We start from the raw sequence: 18,790 nt of genomic DNA, 5'->3' as shown, positions 1-18,790 counted from the left end.
GGACAAGGGGACAAGGGGACAAGGGGACAAGAGAAATTTTTACTTTCTGCCTTTCTTCCCTTCTGCCTTCTGCCTTCTGCCTTTCTTCCCTTCTGCCTTCTGCCTTCTTCAGGCTAAACTGGGTACTTTTTGAGCGAATAAATCAGCGATCGCTTGTAACATTTCGGCTTCTCGATATGGCTTAGTAAAGTAACCCGCAGCACCTAATTCTTTAGCTAACAAGCGATGTTTTTCTCCTGTACGAGAAGTTAACATAATAACAGGTACTTGGGTTAAAGTTGCGTCTTGACGATAATTATTTAAAAATTCAAAACCATTCATTGAGGGCATTTCAATATCACAAATTACTAATTGAATGCCTCTGTTTTGTTGAATTTGATGCAGGGCATCTCGACCATTTTGGGCTTGCAATACTTGATAGCCTGACCTTTGTAAAGTCATGGCTAAAGTTTGTCGCACGCTAATAGAATCATCTACGACTAAAATCTTTTTCGGCGTAGCAGAAAGCTGTGGTAAAGTTGCCGGAGGATTGAGTTGCAGATTTAAAAGTTCTAGATCAGATTTACTGTTGTTAGTTTCCCATTGCCAATCAGAATTTGAGGTTTTTCCTGTTACTTGATCTAGTAATTTACTAACTAAAATAATCGGATCAATCACCAATGTTAAACGACCATCCGCCAAAGTACTGCCACCATAAATATAGCTAGGAGGTGCGATCGCTTTTCCCAAAGACCGAATAACTAGTTCTTGTTCACCCATAATTTGGTCAATTTCTAACGCCACAATTTCTGTTCCTTGCCATAAATCTACTTGAGAAGTTTGCCGCAGTAGCAGTAGGGGAGTTGTGGAAAAATTGAATGTTTCTGCTTCAAGATTATTCCGATCGACTATTGTAGGTGATTTACTGTGATAAATTGCTGAATTTCCCCTCATTAATTCCGCCATATTGTAAATAGGAATTACGGCATTTTTTTGCTTATTTAAATGCAAAACTTTTTGACCATTACTATATTGAATTTGGTCAGTTTTGGGCAGAATAATCTGATCGATAGCATCGGAAAGCAAGGCATATACAGTACCCTTAGCTTCGCAAATCATTAATTTTGCCATCGTTAAGCTTAAGGGGAACTGTAACAAAAATGTAGTTCCTTGTCTTGGTTCCGAGTTAACTATTACTGAACCAGATAACATTTCCATTTGGGAACGCACTACGTTTAAACCAATTCCACGTCCCGAAAGGTCGCTTACTTGAGAAGCGGTAGAAAATCCAGGTTCAAATAATAAATTCAACAAAATAGCTTCTGAAGCTTTATCTGCTTGTTCAACAGATAAAATTTGCATTTCTACAGCGCGTCGCCGGATGCGGTCTAAATCTAAACCTTGACCATCATCCCTGACTTCAATGATTGTTTTATTAGCTCGGTGATAGGCGCAAATTGCAATATTACCTGTTTCTGGTTTACCTTGATTAGCGCGAATTTCCGGTGGTTCAATGCCATGATCGAAAGCATTCCGAACTAAATGTAATAAAGGATCGTAAAGCTTTTCTGCTAAGGCGCGATCGACTAATACTTCGGTACCAATTAATGTTAGTTTTACTCGTTTATTGTGAGCAGAAGATAACTGTTGTAAAAGTCGCGGAAAACGGCTAAAAATTTCGCCTAATGGTAACATTCGCGCCGTCCGCAAGTCTTCTTGAGTATTATTTAATAGACGGCGTTGTTTGGCTAAAATTTGGCTGGATTGTTTAGCTAAGTAATCAGTAGATTCGATCGCTTCTTCTAGCTGCACTAAATCTTCTAAAGTCACCTGCAACAATTCATGTAATTCGCTGTGTTGATCTAACTCCAAAGAATCAAAATTAGCACCCAAATTGTCAATAACACGGTGACGTTCTTGGGTGATTAACATTTGGTCTGACCAATCGCGTAATTCGTTAATTGTTTGTTGGTGTCTTCGCAAACGATACCATAATTGCTCGATCGATTCTTGCAATTGTTCGCTAATATTCGATTGTCTATTTTGCCCAATCAACATTTCACCTGCTAAGTGACTGAGGCGTTCTAGTAATTCTAAATCCACCCGCACTGATGAATGAGGAGCTTTGCTATTAGCCGCAGTTTGCGAAGTTGACACAGAAGTTTGAAATTTAACTTTTGTTGGTGTTTGTTCAACGAATTGTTCAGGTATAGCTTGAGAAACTTCTCTCTTTCCATTAACAAAAAATTCATGCGTTTCAGTTATGTGTTCTGGTGTAGCTTTCTCTATTTTGGCAACAGTTAAATTCTCTCCTGAAGTAACTTCCACTGTTACTTCAGACAAACTTATTTCTGTTTCTTCTATTTCATCTGCAAAAATTTGTTGATCTTCCATTTCGGTCAAGTTACCAAAAACATCATCTAAACTAGGTTCAACAAATCCTTCTCCAATCTCAATATCAGATTTTAGAGTTGCTTCTGTTTCTGTTTCTGGTAATTCATCAACTATTAATTCAACATCTGGTATAATCTCTAAATTATGAGGAGAAATCTCGATTAATTCATCTGTTAACAGATCGTCTGTTGCTAATGTTTCCAGATTTGTGTAGGCTAATTTTTGTAAAGCTGGGGAAGGTTGTCCGCCAGAAGTGCGATCGCCTTCCATTACCGCAGACCACCCTTCGCTAAAGTTTAATAAAGCTACGTTAGCAATAGTTTCTAGTTGTTCTGGATGAAGTTCTAAAGCAGTTAAAGTGGTTTGCGCGATCGCCCCAAATCCAGGTAAATTTAAAGATTCTCCTAAGCCAATAAAAACTTGTATTTGCTCTCTTAAAACTGCCTCTAATTCTTCAGAATTTGCTGATTCTAAGGCAGTTGCCAAAGTTTCCAAGCGTTGTTTTACGCCTACCTCAAAAATAGATTTAGTAATATCAAATCCCAACTCTACTGAACTAGGAATTTGTGCTTCTTTACCGAAATAATCACCTAATTTTTCTTGTAATTTAGCAAAAACACTTACCGCTCTATCTAAAGCTTCCGATTCATTTACATAACTACCTGTAATTTCTGCCATTAACGGTAGGCGCAGACATTCATACCCTTCATAAAGCAGCATTTCCAAGTCAGGATCAATTTCTACTTCTGGGTTATAAAGCGCCTTAAATACATCTTCTAAATGATGAGATATTGTTTTAATTGTCTCCAAACCTACATTCGCCGCAGCACCTTTTAAAGTGTGTGTCGATCGCATCAAACTATGCACTTTAACTAAGCTATAATCTTCTCGTAAATTCAAAAGTTCTTGCTCAATATTCTGCAACAACTCTGGTGCTTCAGCAAGAAAGTATTGATAGCCTTGTTCGCGAATCTCGTTATCACTATTCATGGCTTTGTGGTAATTTGTCAATTGTCATTTGTCATCAGTCATTCGTCATTTTGATTTTACATCGTGGTAGTAAGTAATAAAATTTTAGTACTTACTACCAAGTAACAATCACAAAATATTCAGATTAATTTAGTTTGAATTTACCAACATTTGACTGCAAATCTTCAGCCATTACCAGCAATTCTTGGAAGGAAGAAGAAATCTGCAAAGAGTTTTCCGAAGTTCTGTTAGCAATTTTCGCCACACTTGTCATCGCTTCAGTTACTAACTTAGACTGTTGAGTTTCCTGTTGCGTTGCTTGAGTAATTCCTTGCACCAAATCTTGAATTTGTGCGGTAGCACCGACAATTTTATTCAAGTTTTGTCGAGTTTCATTAACTAAATTAGTACCCTCTACTACCTGTTGAATTCCCGTTTCAATTGCTTGCACAACTTCACCAGTTTCCGATTGAATTTCCTGTACTAATTGCTCAATTTCTGTGGTTGCTGCTGCTGACTGACGAGCCAAACTCCGCACTTCATCCGCCACCACTGCAAAGCCTTTACCATACTCTCCGGCTCTTGTCGCTTCAATTGCAGCGTTGAGTGCTAACAAGTTAGTTTGAGTTGCCAAATTACCAATTAAATTCACCGCCTTAGAAATCTTTTGTGAAGATTCACTCAAGCGTTTAATTTTCTTCCCAGTTTTTGCTACCGTTTCTCGAATTGCCATAATTTCATCAACGGTGCGGTTCATCGCTGTATCACCCTGCAAAACAGTTTGATTTGCTTCTTGTACCGTCGCTTCTACCAAAGCGGCATTTTTGGCTACAGCTTGGGTAGAATTTACCATTGCTTGCACTAATTTTAGTGCTTCTGATAATTTTTGATATTGCAGTTGTGCTTGTTGGGAAAGTTCAGTAATTGATACGCCACTATTGTGGGAAGTTTGGGATACTTTTTCTGTAGCTGTTTGTACTTGAATCAGAATTTTTCGTAGAGCTTGCAAGGTATTATTGTAAGCATCAGCTAGGGTTCCTACTTCATCAGTTGTTACTGGAAGTCTGACTGTTAAATCGCCTTTTAAAGTAGGCTGAATTGCACCGAGTAATTGAATTGCTCGTTGTTGTAATAGTTCTTTTGCTTCCTTCTCTCTTTTGGCTGCTTGCGATAATTGTTCTGATTGTTGTTTGACTTGTTCCAAATATTTAGCTTGGCGCAAAGCTACACCCATTTGGATACCAATTTGCGCTACCACATTTATTTCTGGATCGTCCCATTGACGAATTTCGGAATGTTGATAAGCGGCTAACAAACCCCAAAGATTATCACCAACAAAAATTGGCACAATAATATAAGCTTTGATTTGCATTTGCTCCAACATTTCAACGTGACACTGAGATAAACCTGCATTGTTAATGTCGTTAGCAATGGAATGAACATTTTCTACAGCATATTTTTGATTTTGCCGATACCGACCTCCTTGAGTTTCTTGCAAATAAGTGTCTTCCCAAACTGTTGTAATATCTGGCCCTACCCATTTCGGCCAACCACTAGCTACTGATTCTGCAACAAATACTCCACTCCAATCAGGACGGAATTGATATACTGAAACTCGTTCTGCTTTGAGCAATTGTCGCACTTCATGGGTAGTAGTTTTGAAGATATTATTTACATCCAGAGATAGACGCATTTTGTCAATAACTTTGGTGAGCGTTTTTTCTCTTTCTACTACTTGAATTAGTTGTTCTGCTTGTGCTTCTACTTTTTTCGAGCTAGAACTTTGCAACAATGCTAATCCAAATTGGTTAGCAATTTGAGATAGCAAGTTTACTTCTGAATCTTCCCAATGCCGAGTGCTAGAATTCTGATAAGCAGATAATAAACCCCAGAGTTTGTTTCCGGCAAAAATTGGCACAATTATATAAGCTTTCGCTTCAAATTGCTCCAAAAGTTCTATGTAACATTCAGGGAAATTTGCTTGATAAATATCGTCTACAACGAAATGGGAGCGATCGTGCTGATGACCGCCTCTAGTTGACTGCAAATAAGTCTCTGTAACTCGGAACTTCATTCCACTTTTTTGCAGTACACCACCCTGATCGACAATATCATCAACAAAGTGGTGATCGAACATTTGTTTATTCAGCATGGGAGTCCAATCATTACTGACAGATTCAGTAACAAAAGTTCCACTCCAATCTTCATTAAAGCGATAGATAGCGATGCGGTCTGCTTTTAGTAACCTTCGGAGTTGTTGAGTTGTAGATGTAAAAATTGACTCAATATTTCGCAACTGTTGAACTTGTTCAGCTATTGATTTGCCGACCTTACCAATCATTTGAATAAAGTTCTTTTCCCGTTCCGCAATAACTGCTAATCGCTCAGTTTTCTCATGTAGTTCTTCCAGGTAATGAGCTTGGTCTAAAGCAATACCAAATTGTGCTGCTACTCGTTTGACAAATTCAATTTCATAGTTTTGCCAATTGTGCGGTTTAGTACATTGGTGAATGCAAAGTAATCCCCAAAGTTCTTCGCCTTTCATTAATGGCACAATTAAGTTAGCGCGGATTTGGAAATTCAGTAATTGTTCAATGTGACATTCTGATAATCCAGAAGTGTAAACATCAGAGACGGCTTGAATTCTGCCTTGACGATATAAAGGAGCAAAGTCTTTACCAAAGCGGCTATCAGCAAAGATATTTCCTAATTCGGAAGAAATGCCTTGGCGCAAATCTTCGGCGATGAATTGTCCTTCGTTAAAGTCTTTACCGGGTATGAATTGAAAGACGGAAACGCGATCGGTATTTAGTAATTGTCGAACTTCTCGACAAGTGGCTCTAAATAAAGTGTCTAAATTTTGAGATTGGCGAATTCGATTGAGTACATTATTTAAAATTCGCTCTTGTTCTGGTTGAACTGTTAATTGCCAACGATATTCTGATTGTTGTAAGTGAACCAGAATTTCTGCGCCTATTTGATAAACTAGTTGGCTCTCACTTTCTTGCCAATGACGACTTTGTTGATGTTGCAATACAACTAGTAAACCCCAGACTTGTTGCCCAACTACTAAGGGTACGGTGAGGCAAGATTTAATTTGCAACTTGTTCCATAGCTGCTTTTGTTGAGGTGTGAATTCTTCGTTTGATGTGTCATCAATTACCACAATTGGTGTGGTAAAATATTCCGCTGCTCTATCAGCGCCAAAATAGTGGCTTTCTAAAGGTTTTCCTAACAATGGAGTTAATTCTAATTCCATTGCTTCTGCCATAATTACGCCATAGTTTTCGCTGTCGAAGCGATAAACAAGTACGCGATCGCATCCTAAATTTTGCCGCAGTTCTGTCACCGCAACTTTTAACTTACCTTCAAAGTCTAAACCTTGACGAATTGCAGAAACGATCGCTAAAGTTTTCTCTCTGTCTGCTTTAATTTTGGCTTCCACGCTAGCTTCCCAGCTAACTTTAAATTTCTGCTCAACTGTGGTAACTAAATTTTCTAGTTTCTGCATTTTTTCGGAAACTTCTGGGGCATCCCAAAGGGAAGTTTTTTCAATATCAGATTTAAGACTGCTTAAAGCTGTAGCAATTATTTTTATAGGTGAACCAGTATTGGCTTTGCTACCGTTGGGAGAACCGTTAGTTTGTTGTTGAGTTTGTTTAGGCTGATAATGAGTAGTCATTTTGGCAATTTATTGGTGATTGTTACTTGATTAATAAAAAGGGTGTATTTTGAATTGGTTAATTCAAAATAGAAGTTTGATATGGTTCCTGCATCAGCAGGTGAGAAAACGACCCTGATGAGCTTACCTACTGTCAAAGTTATCCGTTTTCTTTTACTCTGTTGGCAAGCAATTGTTAGAAAACTTCAAAACTTTGCGTTACCGAAATTAAATTATTTGTTCTAATTTAGGATTCCCCGAAACCAGACAGAAGTCAACAAAATTAGCAAAACTTTTCCTGACTTATCGATTTAATTGCCACAGAGGAGCTTGCGCGATCGCATCACCATTGAGTACCATCAATACTTCTTTGTTCGCTCCGATTAAGTACCCCTGTAAATAAGGCAATATTTCTGGAGAAAATAAACCCAAAGAAGGCATATTTACCTGATTTACGTCGTGCAACTCGATATCATTGATTTGTTGCACCACTAATCCTAAGTATTGATCCTGAACTTGAATGGCGATCGCCATTAAGTTTTCCACTCCACCCGTTGCTAAATTGGGAAATCCCATAAACTTACCGATATCTACTATCCACAGCATTTCCCCCCGCCAGTTATAAATTCCTAACACACAAGCTGGCATTTGAGGAACTGTGAGAATCTCTGCTACTGATACCTGCATCACCTGTTTGATGATATTCAAAGGTAACAAAGCTATACCTTCTTCACCTAATTGAAAACGTAAAAATTTCTCCCCTGCTGGCGGAGCATTTTTGGTTATATTACTAGGAGAATTTACGCGAGTCAGGGCGGAAACCTGTGGTGCATTATTTATCATATTTTTTATTTATTGAGTAATTTTCCCAAAAAATTGCTATTTAATGACCTGTCTAATTGTGCGTACTAGTTCATTAGCTTCTACTGGTTTAGGTAGATAAGCATCTGCACCCAACATACTGCCCCAGAGTTTATCAACATCTGTATCTTTGGTTGAGCAAATTACTACAGGAATCTGACTTGTATCTGGATCAGTTTTGATTTCTCGGCATAGTTCAAAACCACTTTGACCAGGCAGAATTACATCGAGAATAATTAAATTAGGCTTTTGTAATTTTAGTTTAGCTTGTGCTTCTTCACTGCTTTTAGCAATCACTACCGAAAAGCCTAATTGTTGCAAATAACGGCTCATAATTTCAATCTGACTTACACTATCTTCAACCAGTAATACAGTACTCATATATTCCTCTTTTCTGCGAGTAATAATTTGACTTCAACTTAATCAAGAAGGCTGATAACCCAAGGATTGAGTTTGGCTTTCATTTGGCGACAAAGATGACGCTGAATTGAGATTTTTCTGCAACACAGCTACTACTTTTTGCTCTCCCACAGGCTTAGATAAAAAGTCGGAAGCGCCTACCAGTTTGGCACGTACCCGATCGACTATCCCATCATTTCCGGTGACAATAATTACCGGAATGTTTTTAAAGGTAGAAATCCGGCGAATTTGAGCACAAATTTCATAACCATTAGCCACTGGCATCACTAAATCTAGAAAGATTAAATCCGGTTTATATTCCAGCAACATAGGTAAAGCTTGGATGGAATCTTTGATACTCACAAAACCATAACCTGCTTTACTCACTATTCCTTCCATAATTTGACAATCCAGTGCGCTATCTTCTACGTAAGCTACTAGCGGTCTGTTTAATGATGGAGGTTGAGTTGTTGGTGCAGGCGGTGCTGTTTTAGGTAGTGCTGTTCTAGGCGGTGATGTGGGTTGAATTGCGGTTTGTCCAGGTAAATTAGTGGTGGGTACTGGTTCCACTATTCTACTAGTTGGTGGCGGTGGTGGGGGCGCAATCATCGTCAGGACTGGCTTGGGTAAATCAGGAATTTCTGTTAGTCCAACGACTTTTTTGCGAATATAAGGAATTAGCGATCGCGTCACCGTCAGTAAATCTTGCTTAATAAAAACCGCCACATCCCTTAATGTCCGTTTTCCATCCACCACCTTGATCAAAGTTTCATACACTTTCGGTGAAGCTAATTCTTTTAATTCCTCAGCTTGCTTAATTACTGGAGCTAAATTAGGAGATATATTTGCTAATCCAGCTTTAGTCCAATCTTCCCACATTTGTTGCGCTTCTTTGATCGCTTTTTCGGGATTGATTAAGGTCAGAGAAGCATCTAAAACCTGTTGTTGATCGATGTTAAAGGCTAAGGGTGCTTTCTCTTCTTGCTGAAGAATGTCAAATAATACTTCCAAAACCGCACTTTTGATTACTGCTACCGCTTGCTCCCCGGTAATTTTCTGCCGTTTTACCAACACAATTAACACTAAATATTCCCAATATTGAACCGAGTCTCCTTCTCGCAAGCGAATATCATCAGTGGTTACTTGGCTTAGGTATTGCCGCAAATGCCTGTACCAACGTCTATTCAGATGACATCCCCCCGAAGCCCAAACTAAGCGACCGAGACAAAAGTAAAGACTCCAAGTAGTGATTACTCCTTGGATATCTAGTCTTCCACTGAATTGATTTTGAATTAGATTTGTGAGTTGCTCGCTTAGCTTATTAGCAGTTAGATTGTTGGTAGTCATCCTAGTTCCTTGAGTAGCAATATTTAATATAGATAAAAAGTCTAATTTCTTTTATATAATTTTTATGGATTAATTACAGCTAATTTTTATGAATCTTAATACAATATTAATGGTTTTTCATCCAAACCAACTAATATCAATAAATATACATAAAATCACGAGATCTAGTTAAGTATTGGCTAAGATAAGCTACAACAAAGCTTTACAGAAGCAATACATTATTTCACTATGAATAATGATATAATTTTCTATTAAAATCAGAACTATTAAAATTTTAATTTTACTTAGTAAAAAATTAGCTAAAAAAAGATAGTAATGCGTTATTTTCGGGAATGTGGTCAAAATTCGGGGAAATTGGGAAAAATTTTTCCTTATCTTGACCACACTCTTTCTTTTACTGAGAAGCTACTTATTTAAGCGTTCTGCTAAAGCAGAACGTGCTTGTTCTCGATCGTCAAAGTGAATTTTTTCCGTCCCAAGAATTTGATAATCTTCGTGACCTTTGCCAGCGATTAGCACCCCATCACCGGGTTGAGCTTCTAAAATTGCAGTGCGAATTGCTAAAGCCCGATCGCATAAGACTGTGGGATTTACTGAAGTAGGAATACCGACAAGAATATCTTGCAAAATCTTTTCAGGATCTTCAGTACGTGGATTATCGGATGTCACCACAATTTTGTCAGCTAATTGTGCCGCAATTCCACCCATTTTTGGGCGTTTAGTACGATCGCGATCGCCACCACAACCAAATACACAAATCATATTTCCCGGAATAAAAGGTCGAGAAGCCTTCAACAAATTCTCCAAACTATCAGGAGTATGAGCATAATCCACAATCACACTAATATCCTGATTTGGAGCAATTTGCACCCGTTCCATCCTGCCCGGAACACCCGAAAACAAAGGTAAAAACTCCACAATTTTCGTCAGTTCCAAACCCAAATGTAACGCCGCACCTACAGATGCCAACATATTGGATAAATTGTACTGACCCACCAAAGGCAAAGAAAATTGGGTTTCACCAACCGGAGTGTGCAAAATACCCGTCACCCCATTTGGTTGATACTGCAAATTATCCGCCCACAAATCAGCAGTTCGGTCTTGAGTGCTGTAACTCCAAACTTTCTCAGAACTCAACTGTGCAACGAGTCTTTTTCCATAAGGGTCATCAGCATTGATAATTGCCCGACCTTTGAGATAATCAGGACTGAACAACAGCGCCTTCGCCGCAAAATAATCTTCCATATCTTTGTGAAAGTCGAGGTGATCCTGAGTCAAATTAGTGAACACCGCCACCTCAAAAGGACAATTCATCACCCTACCTTGGGCTAAAGCATGGGAACTAACTTCCATCACCGCCATTTGGGAACCAGCAGCTACAGCCGAAGCCAATTGTTCCTGTAACTCCACAGCAAAAGGCGTGGTATGAATTGCAGTTTGTTCAAAACCTTGCCAACGTGCATAAAGAGTTCCCATCAAAGCAGTAGAAACATTAGCTTCTCTCAACAGAAACTCGATTAAATGAGTCGTAGTAGTTTTGCCATTAGTACCCGTCACACCAACCAGTTTTAACTTGCGGGCGGGATAATCATAAAAAGCAGCCGCAACTTGGGCGCAAGCTTGATTCATATCAGTAGCGGGAATAATGCAAGGTTTTTCGCTCACCTCCGCCTTTTTTTGTGCTGCTGCGGGGGAAACCAAAGCTGCGACTGCACCAGATGCGATCGCACTAGGCCAAAAATCTCCCCCATCAACCCTAGTTCCCGGCATTCCAATAAACAAATCTCCCGGTTTGCAAGCATGGGAATTAGTCGCCAACCCAGTCACCTCCACATCCAAAGCCGGATGGTTAGGCGACTGCACAATGTTGGGAACGCTTGCCAAAATCTCTCTCAGCTTCATGTCAGGAGCTCCTCACAAAGGGTATTGGGCATTATTCTGAATCATTTTTAACTAAATATTTCTGTAGCATTTGCTCCAATTGTAAAATTGAGCAACGTGGTGAAGGGCGCGGTAGTTGTTCCTCCACCTCAGAATTTTCCCCAGCTACCCTACATAAAACCGGAATTTCATATTGAAAAGCTGCAAACCAATCATCGCGGGAAGTAATATCCCGCACCTCCAACTCAAAATCAATTCCTTCGACTTGTTCCAATTTGTCTTGCAAACCTTCGCACAAGTGACAACCCGGTTTGCTGTATAGAATTAATCGCATTTACCTTACTTTCGAGAATGAAGAAATAACTCAGGCTGTTGACACGGACAAGGGGACAAGGGGACAAGGGGATGGGGAGACAATTGAAAAATTTACCCTTCTGCCTTCTGCCTTCTGCCTTTCTTCCCTTCTGCCTTCTGCCTTCTGCCTTCTGCCTTCTTACACTAGCAACTTTAAAAAATAATAAAATTCTGTCCCCAACTCGTGTTACATTTTTTTAAGCCCCAAGCATTAATACCTACAAAATCTTTAACTTAAAAAACTCTGATTTCCGATAGGATTATGTGGATTTTTGGGGTAAACTCATAAGTATAGAACATTAGCCGAAGGAAAAGTCAAAGGTTATCATGGTTCACACTCCAGAAACACGGTTACAAATTGAAGTTGACAAGCTTGACCTAGATGAGTTAAATCAACGTTTTGAAAACGCCCATCCCAGAGAAATTTTGGCTTGGTGCGTAGCGAACCTACCCACTGGTTTTGTACAAACTAGTGCTTTTAACGTTGATGACTTAGTAATAACCGATATTCTCTATCGGGAACTCAAGCCTGCAAACCCAGTACCCGTGATGTTTTTGGAAACATTGCACCATTTCCCCCAAACCTTAGAACTTGTTAAAAAAGCTACTGAAATCTATAACTTAGATCTCCGCACTTATAAAATTCCCGATGTCAACACCCGTGAAGAATTCGCCAAAGTTCACGGAGAAGCACTTTGGGATACAGACATTCAACAATTCCACTATCTGACCAAAATCGAACCTTTACAACGCGGTTTGGCAGAATTAGAAACAGTAGCTTGGATTACTGGTCGTCGTCGTGACCAAGCGCCAACTCGCGCCACAATGCCAATTTTTGAAAAAGATATCAAGAATCGGATTAAAGTCAATCCATTAGCAAACTGGACTCGCAAGTTAAGCTGGGCTTATGCCTTTGAGCATAATATGATCTACAATCCTTTGCACGACCAAGGTTATCCCAGCATTGGCGACGAACCGATCACAACCCCAGTAGCAGATGGAGAAGACGAACGCGCAGGTCGTTGGCGTGGAACTGGTAAAACTGAGTGTGGGATTCATATTTAATCGGACTTACCCACTTTCTGCATAAAACCTCGATCCCCCCTGCTGTCCAATCAGGGGGGAAATTTTTGCAAATTGTTCTCGACCAACGCAAAATCAGGCTCTTGATGATTACTGAATCGGTGTTCTATAAGAGTAAATGCCACAAGTTTTTCACAAGCTTTATTTTAGACTTCAATAAAGTCTCAAAATATTTTTGAAAGCGGAAAATTATCAGAAAATGATCATCGATTCTAATAATCTATTAGGCAAATACTACTTAACAGAAGAACTTTATGCAGGCGACCATACCCTTGTATATCGAGGGGTTTCAGTAGCCCAAAATACAGAATCCTCATCAGTAATTGTGAAGTTCCTCCGGCAAGAATATCCCAGCTTCAACGACTTACTCCAATTTCGTAATCAATATACGATCGCGAAAAACCTTGATATAGCAGGAATCGTCCGTCCTTACAGACTGGAAAATTATCGGAATAGTTATGTTTTAGTCATGGAAGATTTCGGAGGAATTTCCCTGCGCGATTATATCAAAAAGCATAAATTATCCCTACAAGAAGTACTGGAAATTGCCCAAAAACTAGCAGCTACTTTACATCAAATTCATTACAACCGCATCATTCACAAAGATATAAAACCTGCTAACATTATCATTAATCCAGATACAAAAGAAATCAAATTAATTGACTTTAGTATTGCGTCATTGTTACCAAAAGAAACCCAAGAAATCAAAAATCCCAACAACTTAGAAGGCACATTAGCTTACTTAGCACCCGAACAAACCGGACGGATGAATCGCGGCATAGATTATCGCACAGATTTCTATGCCTTGGGGGTGACATTATTTGAATTATTAACGGGAAAATTACCATTTGAAGCCGAAGATCCAATGGATTTGTTGCATTGCCATCTGGCACAACAATCACCAGAGATCCACAATATAAATCCAGAAATACCGACAGTAATATCAGCAATTGTGAATAAATTGATGGCGAAGAATGCAGAAGATCGCTATCAGACTGCTTTGGGATTAAAACATGATTTAGAAAATTGTTTAAATCAATTAAAAGCCACAGGCAAAATTGCTGAATTTGCGCTGGGCAAAAGAGATATATCAGACAGATTTATTATTCCCGAAAAACTTTACGGAAGGGAACAAGAAGTTAAAGTACTATTAGACGCATTCGATCGCGTTGTCAATGGCAGTTCCGAAATGATGCTAGTAGCAGGCTTTTCAGGAATTGGGAAAACAGCAGTAGTTAATGAAGTACACAAACCAATAACTCGTCAGAAAGGGTATTTTATTAAAGGTAAATTTGACCAATTTAACCGCAACATACCCTTCTCTGCCTTTGTGCAAGCCTTGCGGGAATTAATGGGTCAATTATTATCAGAATCCGATCGAAAATTAGCAGAGTGGAGAAATAAAATTCTTACCGCTTTGGGAGATAACGGACAGGTTTTAATTGAAGTCATTCCTGAGCTAGAAAGAGTTATTGGACAACAACATTCAGCCCCAAAATTATCAGGAACAGCTGCCCAAAATCGATTTAACTTATTATTCCAAAAATTTATCAATGTCTTTACAGATATAGAACATCCATTGGTAATATTTTTGGATGATTTGCAGTGGGCAGATTCTGCTTCCTTACAATTAGTTAAATTGTTGATGGAAGAGCATCAGTATCTACTTTTATTAGGGGCATATCGAGATAATGAAGTTTCGCCAGTTCACCCGTTTATATTGACGGTGGAAGAACTCGAAAAAGCCGGAAAAACAGTCAATACAATGACGCTCAAACCTCTATCTTTTAATGATACGAACCAGTTAGTAGCTGATACTTTGTGTTGTGGAACTGAGAGCGCATATCCCCTGACAGAATTAATCCTTCGCAAAACCCAAGGTAATCCCTTTTTTACGACCCAATTTCTCAAGGCATTACATGAAGATGGGCAGATTACATTTAATAGCGATCGCGGTTATTGGGAATGCGATCTTACTCGAATCAATGCCCTATCTCTTACTGGTGACGTAGTAGAATTTATGGCAATTCAATTGCAAAAATTGCCTGGTGATACTCAGGAAATACTCAAGTTAGCGGCTTGTATTGGCAACTCTTTTGATTTAAATACCTTAGCAATTATTTGTGAACAAACACAAACAGCGGTATCGGCAGCTATATGGAGAGCATTACAGGAAGGGTTGGTAATACCACAGAGCCAAGTTTATAAATTTTATTTGAATCAGGAGGAGACAAATGGAAATCTGGGCAATATTGATAATGTGCAGTATCGTTTTTTGCACGATCGCGTTCAACAAGCTGCCTATTCTCTGATTCCTGAAGATCGCAAGCAAATAACACACTTGAAAATTGGTCAATTGTTATTGCAAGGGTTAACTCACCAGCAACAAGTTGAAGAGATCTTCAATTTAGTTAATCAATTGAATTTAGGCCGATTTGTGATTTCTAGTCAAGAGCAGAAACAACAACTGGCGCAGTTAAACTTACAAGCTGGACAAAAAGCTAAAATTTCGGCAGCTTATCAAGCAGCACAAAACTATTGCGCGATCGGTATTGAATTATTACCTAAAGAAGCTTGGCAAACTGACTATCAATTAATCTATAAACTTTACTGCAATGGGTCAGAAGCAGCTTATCTTTATAGCAATTTTGAGCAAGCAGAAGCCCTTTATGCTACAGCGATCGTCCAAGCGCAAACTCCCTTAGATAAAGCTGTAATTTATCGGATACAGATGACGCAATATCAACTTCAGGGACGGAATGCTGAAGCGATCGCGATTCAACGTCAGAGCCTCAAACTGTTAGGATGGACAGTACCAGAAACACCAGAAAGCATTCAATCTAGCCTCGACGAACAAATTGAGACAGTTAATAAATTCCTAGAGCAACAGACGATTGAATCGATTCTGGAACTTCCTAAAATGGAAGATGCAATCATTGCAGAAATGCTGCGAATTCTACAAGTTTTCTTTTATGCTGCATGGCTCAATGGTGAAAGCACTTTAGCATTATTAGCACTAGCCAAGATGACAACATTATCTTTGGAGTATGGTAATAGTGATATGTCGCCTTTTGGTTATGTGGGCTATGGTTTAATTGTTAATGCCCTCCTAAAAAAAGCGACTCTAGCTTATCAGTTCGGTAATATAGCAGTTCAACTTTGCGAACAGTTTGATAATGCCGATGTCCGAGGAATGACAAATTTTCTCTTTGCTGCTGACGTGCATAGTTGGAGTCGTCCCTTACAAGAGGCGAATACTTACTACGAAAATGCTTTCAAGTATGGCATGGAAGCAGGAAATTGGCTAACTGTCAGTTTTATGATGATGCAAAGTGGTTCCGATCGCCTGACAGCTGGCAAACAACTGGATGAACTTTATGCGATCGCCAAAACTCATGCAGATTTTCTCCATCAGATCAAAAGTTTAGACAATTTAGATGCTTTACTCGTTGGCGTGCTGCAACCAATTCGTCATCTATTAGGGTTAACTAAGACAATTGTGAGTTTTGATGATGATGGTTTTAGCGAAACAGAATTTTTGCAGAAATATGGCAACACCCCATATCATCTAGCTTGGTTCTATTCTGTGAAAATTCGTCATGCTTATTTATTTGACCAACCCGCTACATACACAGATTTAATTCCCAAACTGAGCATCATTGAAAATACTATTTCCAGCCATGCTAAAGTCCCTTCCAGCGTATTTTATGTAGCATTAATGCACATAGCTTTGATTGAGATGTCTAATGATGAATTAACTCGTCAATCCCATTGGCAAGCCCTCGCATCCCTAGAAGAAAAGTTAGAGCGATGGCAAGAAGATTGCCCAGCTAATATTCGTCATAAGTATCTCTTGTTACAAGCTGAAAAAGCGCGGCTTGATGGACGAAAAGTAGAGGCAATTGATTTTTATGAGCAAGCGATCGCGATCGCCAAAACTCAAAATTATATTTATGAAGAAGCCCTCGCCAATGAACTAGCAGCTAAATTCTGCCTCAACTGGGATAAAGAAAAATTTGCCGCAGGTTATATGCAGGAAGCCTATTATTGTTATGCTCGGTGGGGAGCTAAAGCGAAAACCGATCACTTAGAAACACGCTATTCTCTACTCCTGCAACCCATCCTCGAACAACAAAAACTCTACTTAAAAACCTTAGCACCCCTAACAACATTCACCAACTTTTCACTGCAAACGATAACTCAGTCATCTCATGGTAGTAACACGACTATTTCTGATGCCTTAGATTTTACCTCAGTTCTCAAAGCTGCACAAAGCATTTCGAGCAATATTGAATTGGATGAACTGCTCGAACAACTCACTCAAATTATTCTGCAAAACTCTGGTGCTGACCAATGTATCTTGCTGTTTCCAACTCAAAACCAATGGCAAGTCAGAGCTATTACCACACCAGAAACTACCAAATTACTATCAGAATCTTGGGAAAATTATCCGCATCTACCCATCAAACTGATTCAATATGTAAAAAACACCCAAGAAGTTTTGGTGATGGATAATCTGAAAACTGATTTACCTGTGATTGATGATTATTTAGATCGACACCAGCCCAAGAGTGTTTTATGTTTACCCATCCTTAATCAAGGAAAATTAGGTGGGATTTTGTATTTGCAAAATCAAGCAATAGCAGGGGTATTTACACCCGATCGCCTTTTGGTTGTCAACTTTTTGTGTACTCAAGCAGCAATTTCTTTACAAAATGCACAACTCTATCGACAAGCACAACAAGCTTTGCATGACCTTAAACAAGCTCAATTACAAATCATCCAAAGCGAAAAAATGTCAGCATTGGGAAATTTAATCGCTGGAGTAGCGCATGAAATTAACAACCCACTTGGGTTCATTTCGGGCAATTTAATGGAGGCAAAAACCAGTTTAACTGATTTAATTGAACACTTAAATTTGTATCGCGAAAAATTTTCTGCTACTCCTGAGATAGAAGATCATGAAGAAGAAATAGATTTAGCATATACTTTGACAGATTTACCGAAAATACTTAGTTCCATGCAGGTGGGATGCGATCGGATTAAAAATATTAGTACTAGTCTCCGCGTCTTTTCTCGTGCTGACACAAATCATAAAGTATCTTTCGATCTTCATTCTGGCATTGAAAGCACCTTGCTGATTCTCAAACATCGGTTGAAAGCAAATGACCAGCGACCGGAAATTCAAGTAATTAAAGAGTATGGCAATCTGCCGGAAATTCAATGTTTTCCTGGTCAGTTAAATCAGGTATTTATGAATATTTTAGCTAATGCGATCGATATGTTTGATGAAATGGCTCAAGCGCCTAATTTCAACAAAAATAATCCCCAGAGCATTACCATAAAAACTGAATTATTAACTGAATCAAACCAGGTTGCTATTCGTATAGCTGACAATGGATTAGGTATCGCAGAAGAGATAAGAAGCCAAATTTTTGATTATTTGTTTACGACAAAAAGAGTGGGGAAAGGAACAGGATTGGGATTAGCGATCGCTCGTCAAATTGTAGTGGAAAAACATGATGGTTCTATCCACTGCTATTCTCAGCTAGGAGAGGGTACTGAATTTATCATTAATCTGCCAATTTGACGTACTCCCCTGACTAAACTTGAGGGGATGCTAAAGGTTCAATCATCGCTTCGCTTAGTTTGGGAGAAATCATACTAAATCCGGGTTGATTACCCCCTTTTTATTTGAACCGCGTTCGCGTAGCGTGTGCGTAGCACGTAATACCAAATCCGCGTTAAAAACCCCCTTTATGATTAAACCGCTCCAGGACGCAGAGGACACAGAGGAAAGAAGGAGAAGATAACGGGGGTAACTAACCTGGATTTGGTATAAGACGCGAAGAGCGCAAAGAG

The 18,790-nt window shown here is 39.1% G+C and carries 9 protein-coding genes; 2 read left to right on the top strand and 7 right to left on the bottom strand.

Translation table 11 applies throughout. The features are described from left to right. Positions 1 to 108: 108 nt before the first annotated feature. The 7 genes from IQ264_RS03975 to IQ264_RS03945 all read right to left on the bottom strand — a co-directional run bounded on the left by IQ264_RS03975 (position 109) and on the right by IQ264_RS03945 (position 11,825). Positions 109 to 3,363, bottom strand: a complete 3,255-nt coding sequence (locus IQ264_RS03975; RefSeq protein WP_193978830.1) for a hybrid sensor histidine kinase/response regulator — start codon at positions 3,361 to 3,363, stop codon at positions 109 to 111. Positions 3,364 to 3,487: 124 nt separating this feature from the next. Next, on the bottom strand, positions 3,488 to 7,024 hold the full coding sequence (locus IQ264_RS03970) for a GAF domain-containing protein (protein ID WP_193978828.1): 3,537 nt from the start codon (positions 7,022 to 7,024) through the stop codon (positions 3,488 to 3,490). 282 nt (positions 7,025 to 7,306) lie between these two features. Then, positions 7,307 to 7,846, bottom strand: a complete 540-nt coding sequence (locus IQ264_RS03965; protein WP_193978826.1) for a chemotaxis protein CheW — start codon at positions 7,844 to 7,846, stop codon at positions 7,307 to 7,309. Positions 7,847 to 7,882: 36 nt separating this feature from the next. Next, on the bottom strand, positions 7,883 to 8,245 hold the full coding sequence (locus IQ264_RS03960; RefSeq protein ID WP_193978823.1) for a response regulator transcription factor: 363 nt from the start codon (positions 8,243 to 8,245) through the stop codon (positions 7,883 to 7,885). 42 nt (positions 8,246 to 8,287) lie between these two features. After that, complete coding sequence (locus tag IQ264_RS32675) at positions 8,288 to 9,610, bottom strand: response regulator (protein WP_228061273.1); 1,323 nt, start codon at positions 9,608 to 9,610, stop codon at positions 8,288 to 8,290. Between the two features lie 405 nt (positions 9,611 to 10,015). Continuing rightward, positions 10,016 to 11,512 (bottom strand): UDP-N-acetylmuramoyl-L-alanyl-D-glutamate--2,6-diaminopimelate ligase, encoded by a 1,497-nt coding sequence (locus tag IQ264_RS03950; protein ID WP_193978821.1) that lies wholly within the window; start codon positions 11,510 to 11,512, stop codon positions 10,016 to 10,018. A 31-nt stretch (positions 11,513 to 11,543) separates the two neighbouring features. Then, positions 11,544 to 11,825 (bottom strand): glutaredoxin family protein, encoded by a 282-nt coding sequence (locus IQ264_RS03945; RefSeq protein ID WP_193978819.1) that lies wholly within the window; start codon positions 11,823 to 11,825, stop codon positions 11,544 to 11,546. 347 nt (positions 11,826 to 12,172) lie between these two features. Between IQ264_RS03945 and cysH the strand changes: the two genes are divergently transcribed. Together cysH and IQ264_RS03935 are read left to right on the top strand one after the other, a co-directional pair. Continuing rightward, positions 12,173 to 12,910, top strand: coding sequence for a phosphoadenosine phosphosulfate reductase (gene cysH, locus IQ264_RS03940; RefSeq protein WP_193978818.1), 738 nt, complete (start codon positions 12,173 to 12,175; stop codon positions 12,908 to 12,910). Between the two features lie 217 nt (positions 12,911 to 13,127). Next, positions 13,128 to 18,518 (top strand): trifunctional serine/threonine-protein kinase/ATP-binding protein/sensor histidine kinase, encoded by a 5,391-nt coding sequence (locus tag IQ264_RS03935; RefSeq protein WP_193978816.1) that lies wholly within the window; start codon positions 13,128 to 13,130, stop codon positions 18,516 to 18,518. The last annotated feature ends 272 nt before the right edge of the window (positions 18,519 to 18,790 follow it).

The organism is [Phormidium] sp. LEGE 05292 (genome assembly GCF_015207735.1).
Taxonomy (GTDB): domain Bacteria; phylum Cyanobacteriota; class Cyanobacteriia; order Cyanobacteriales; family Aerosakkonemataceae; genus Floridanema.
Note: the sequence above shows the minus strand (reverse complement) of the source record. Positions and strands in the feature narration are given on the sequence as shown.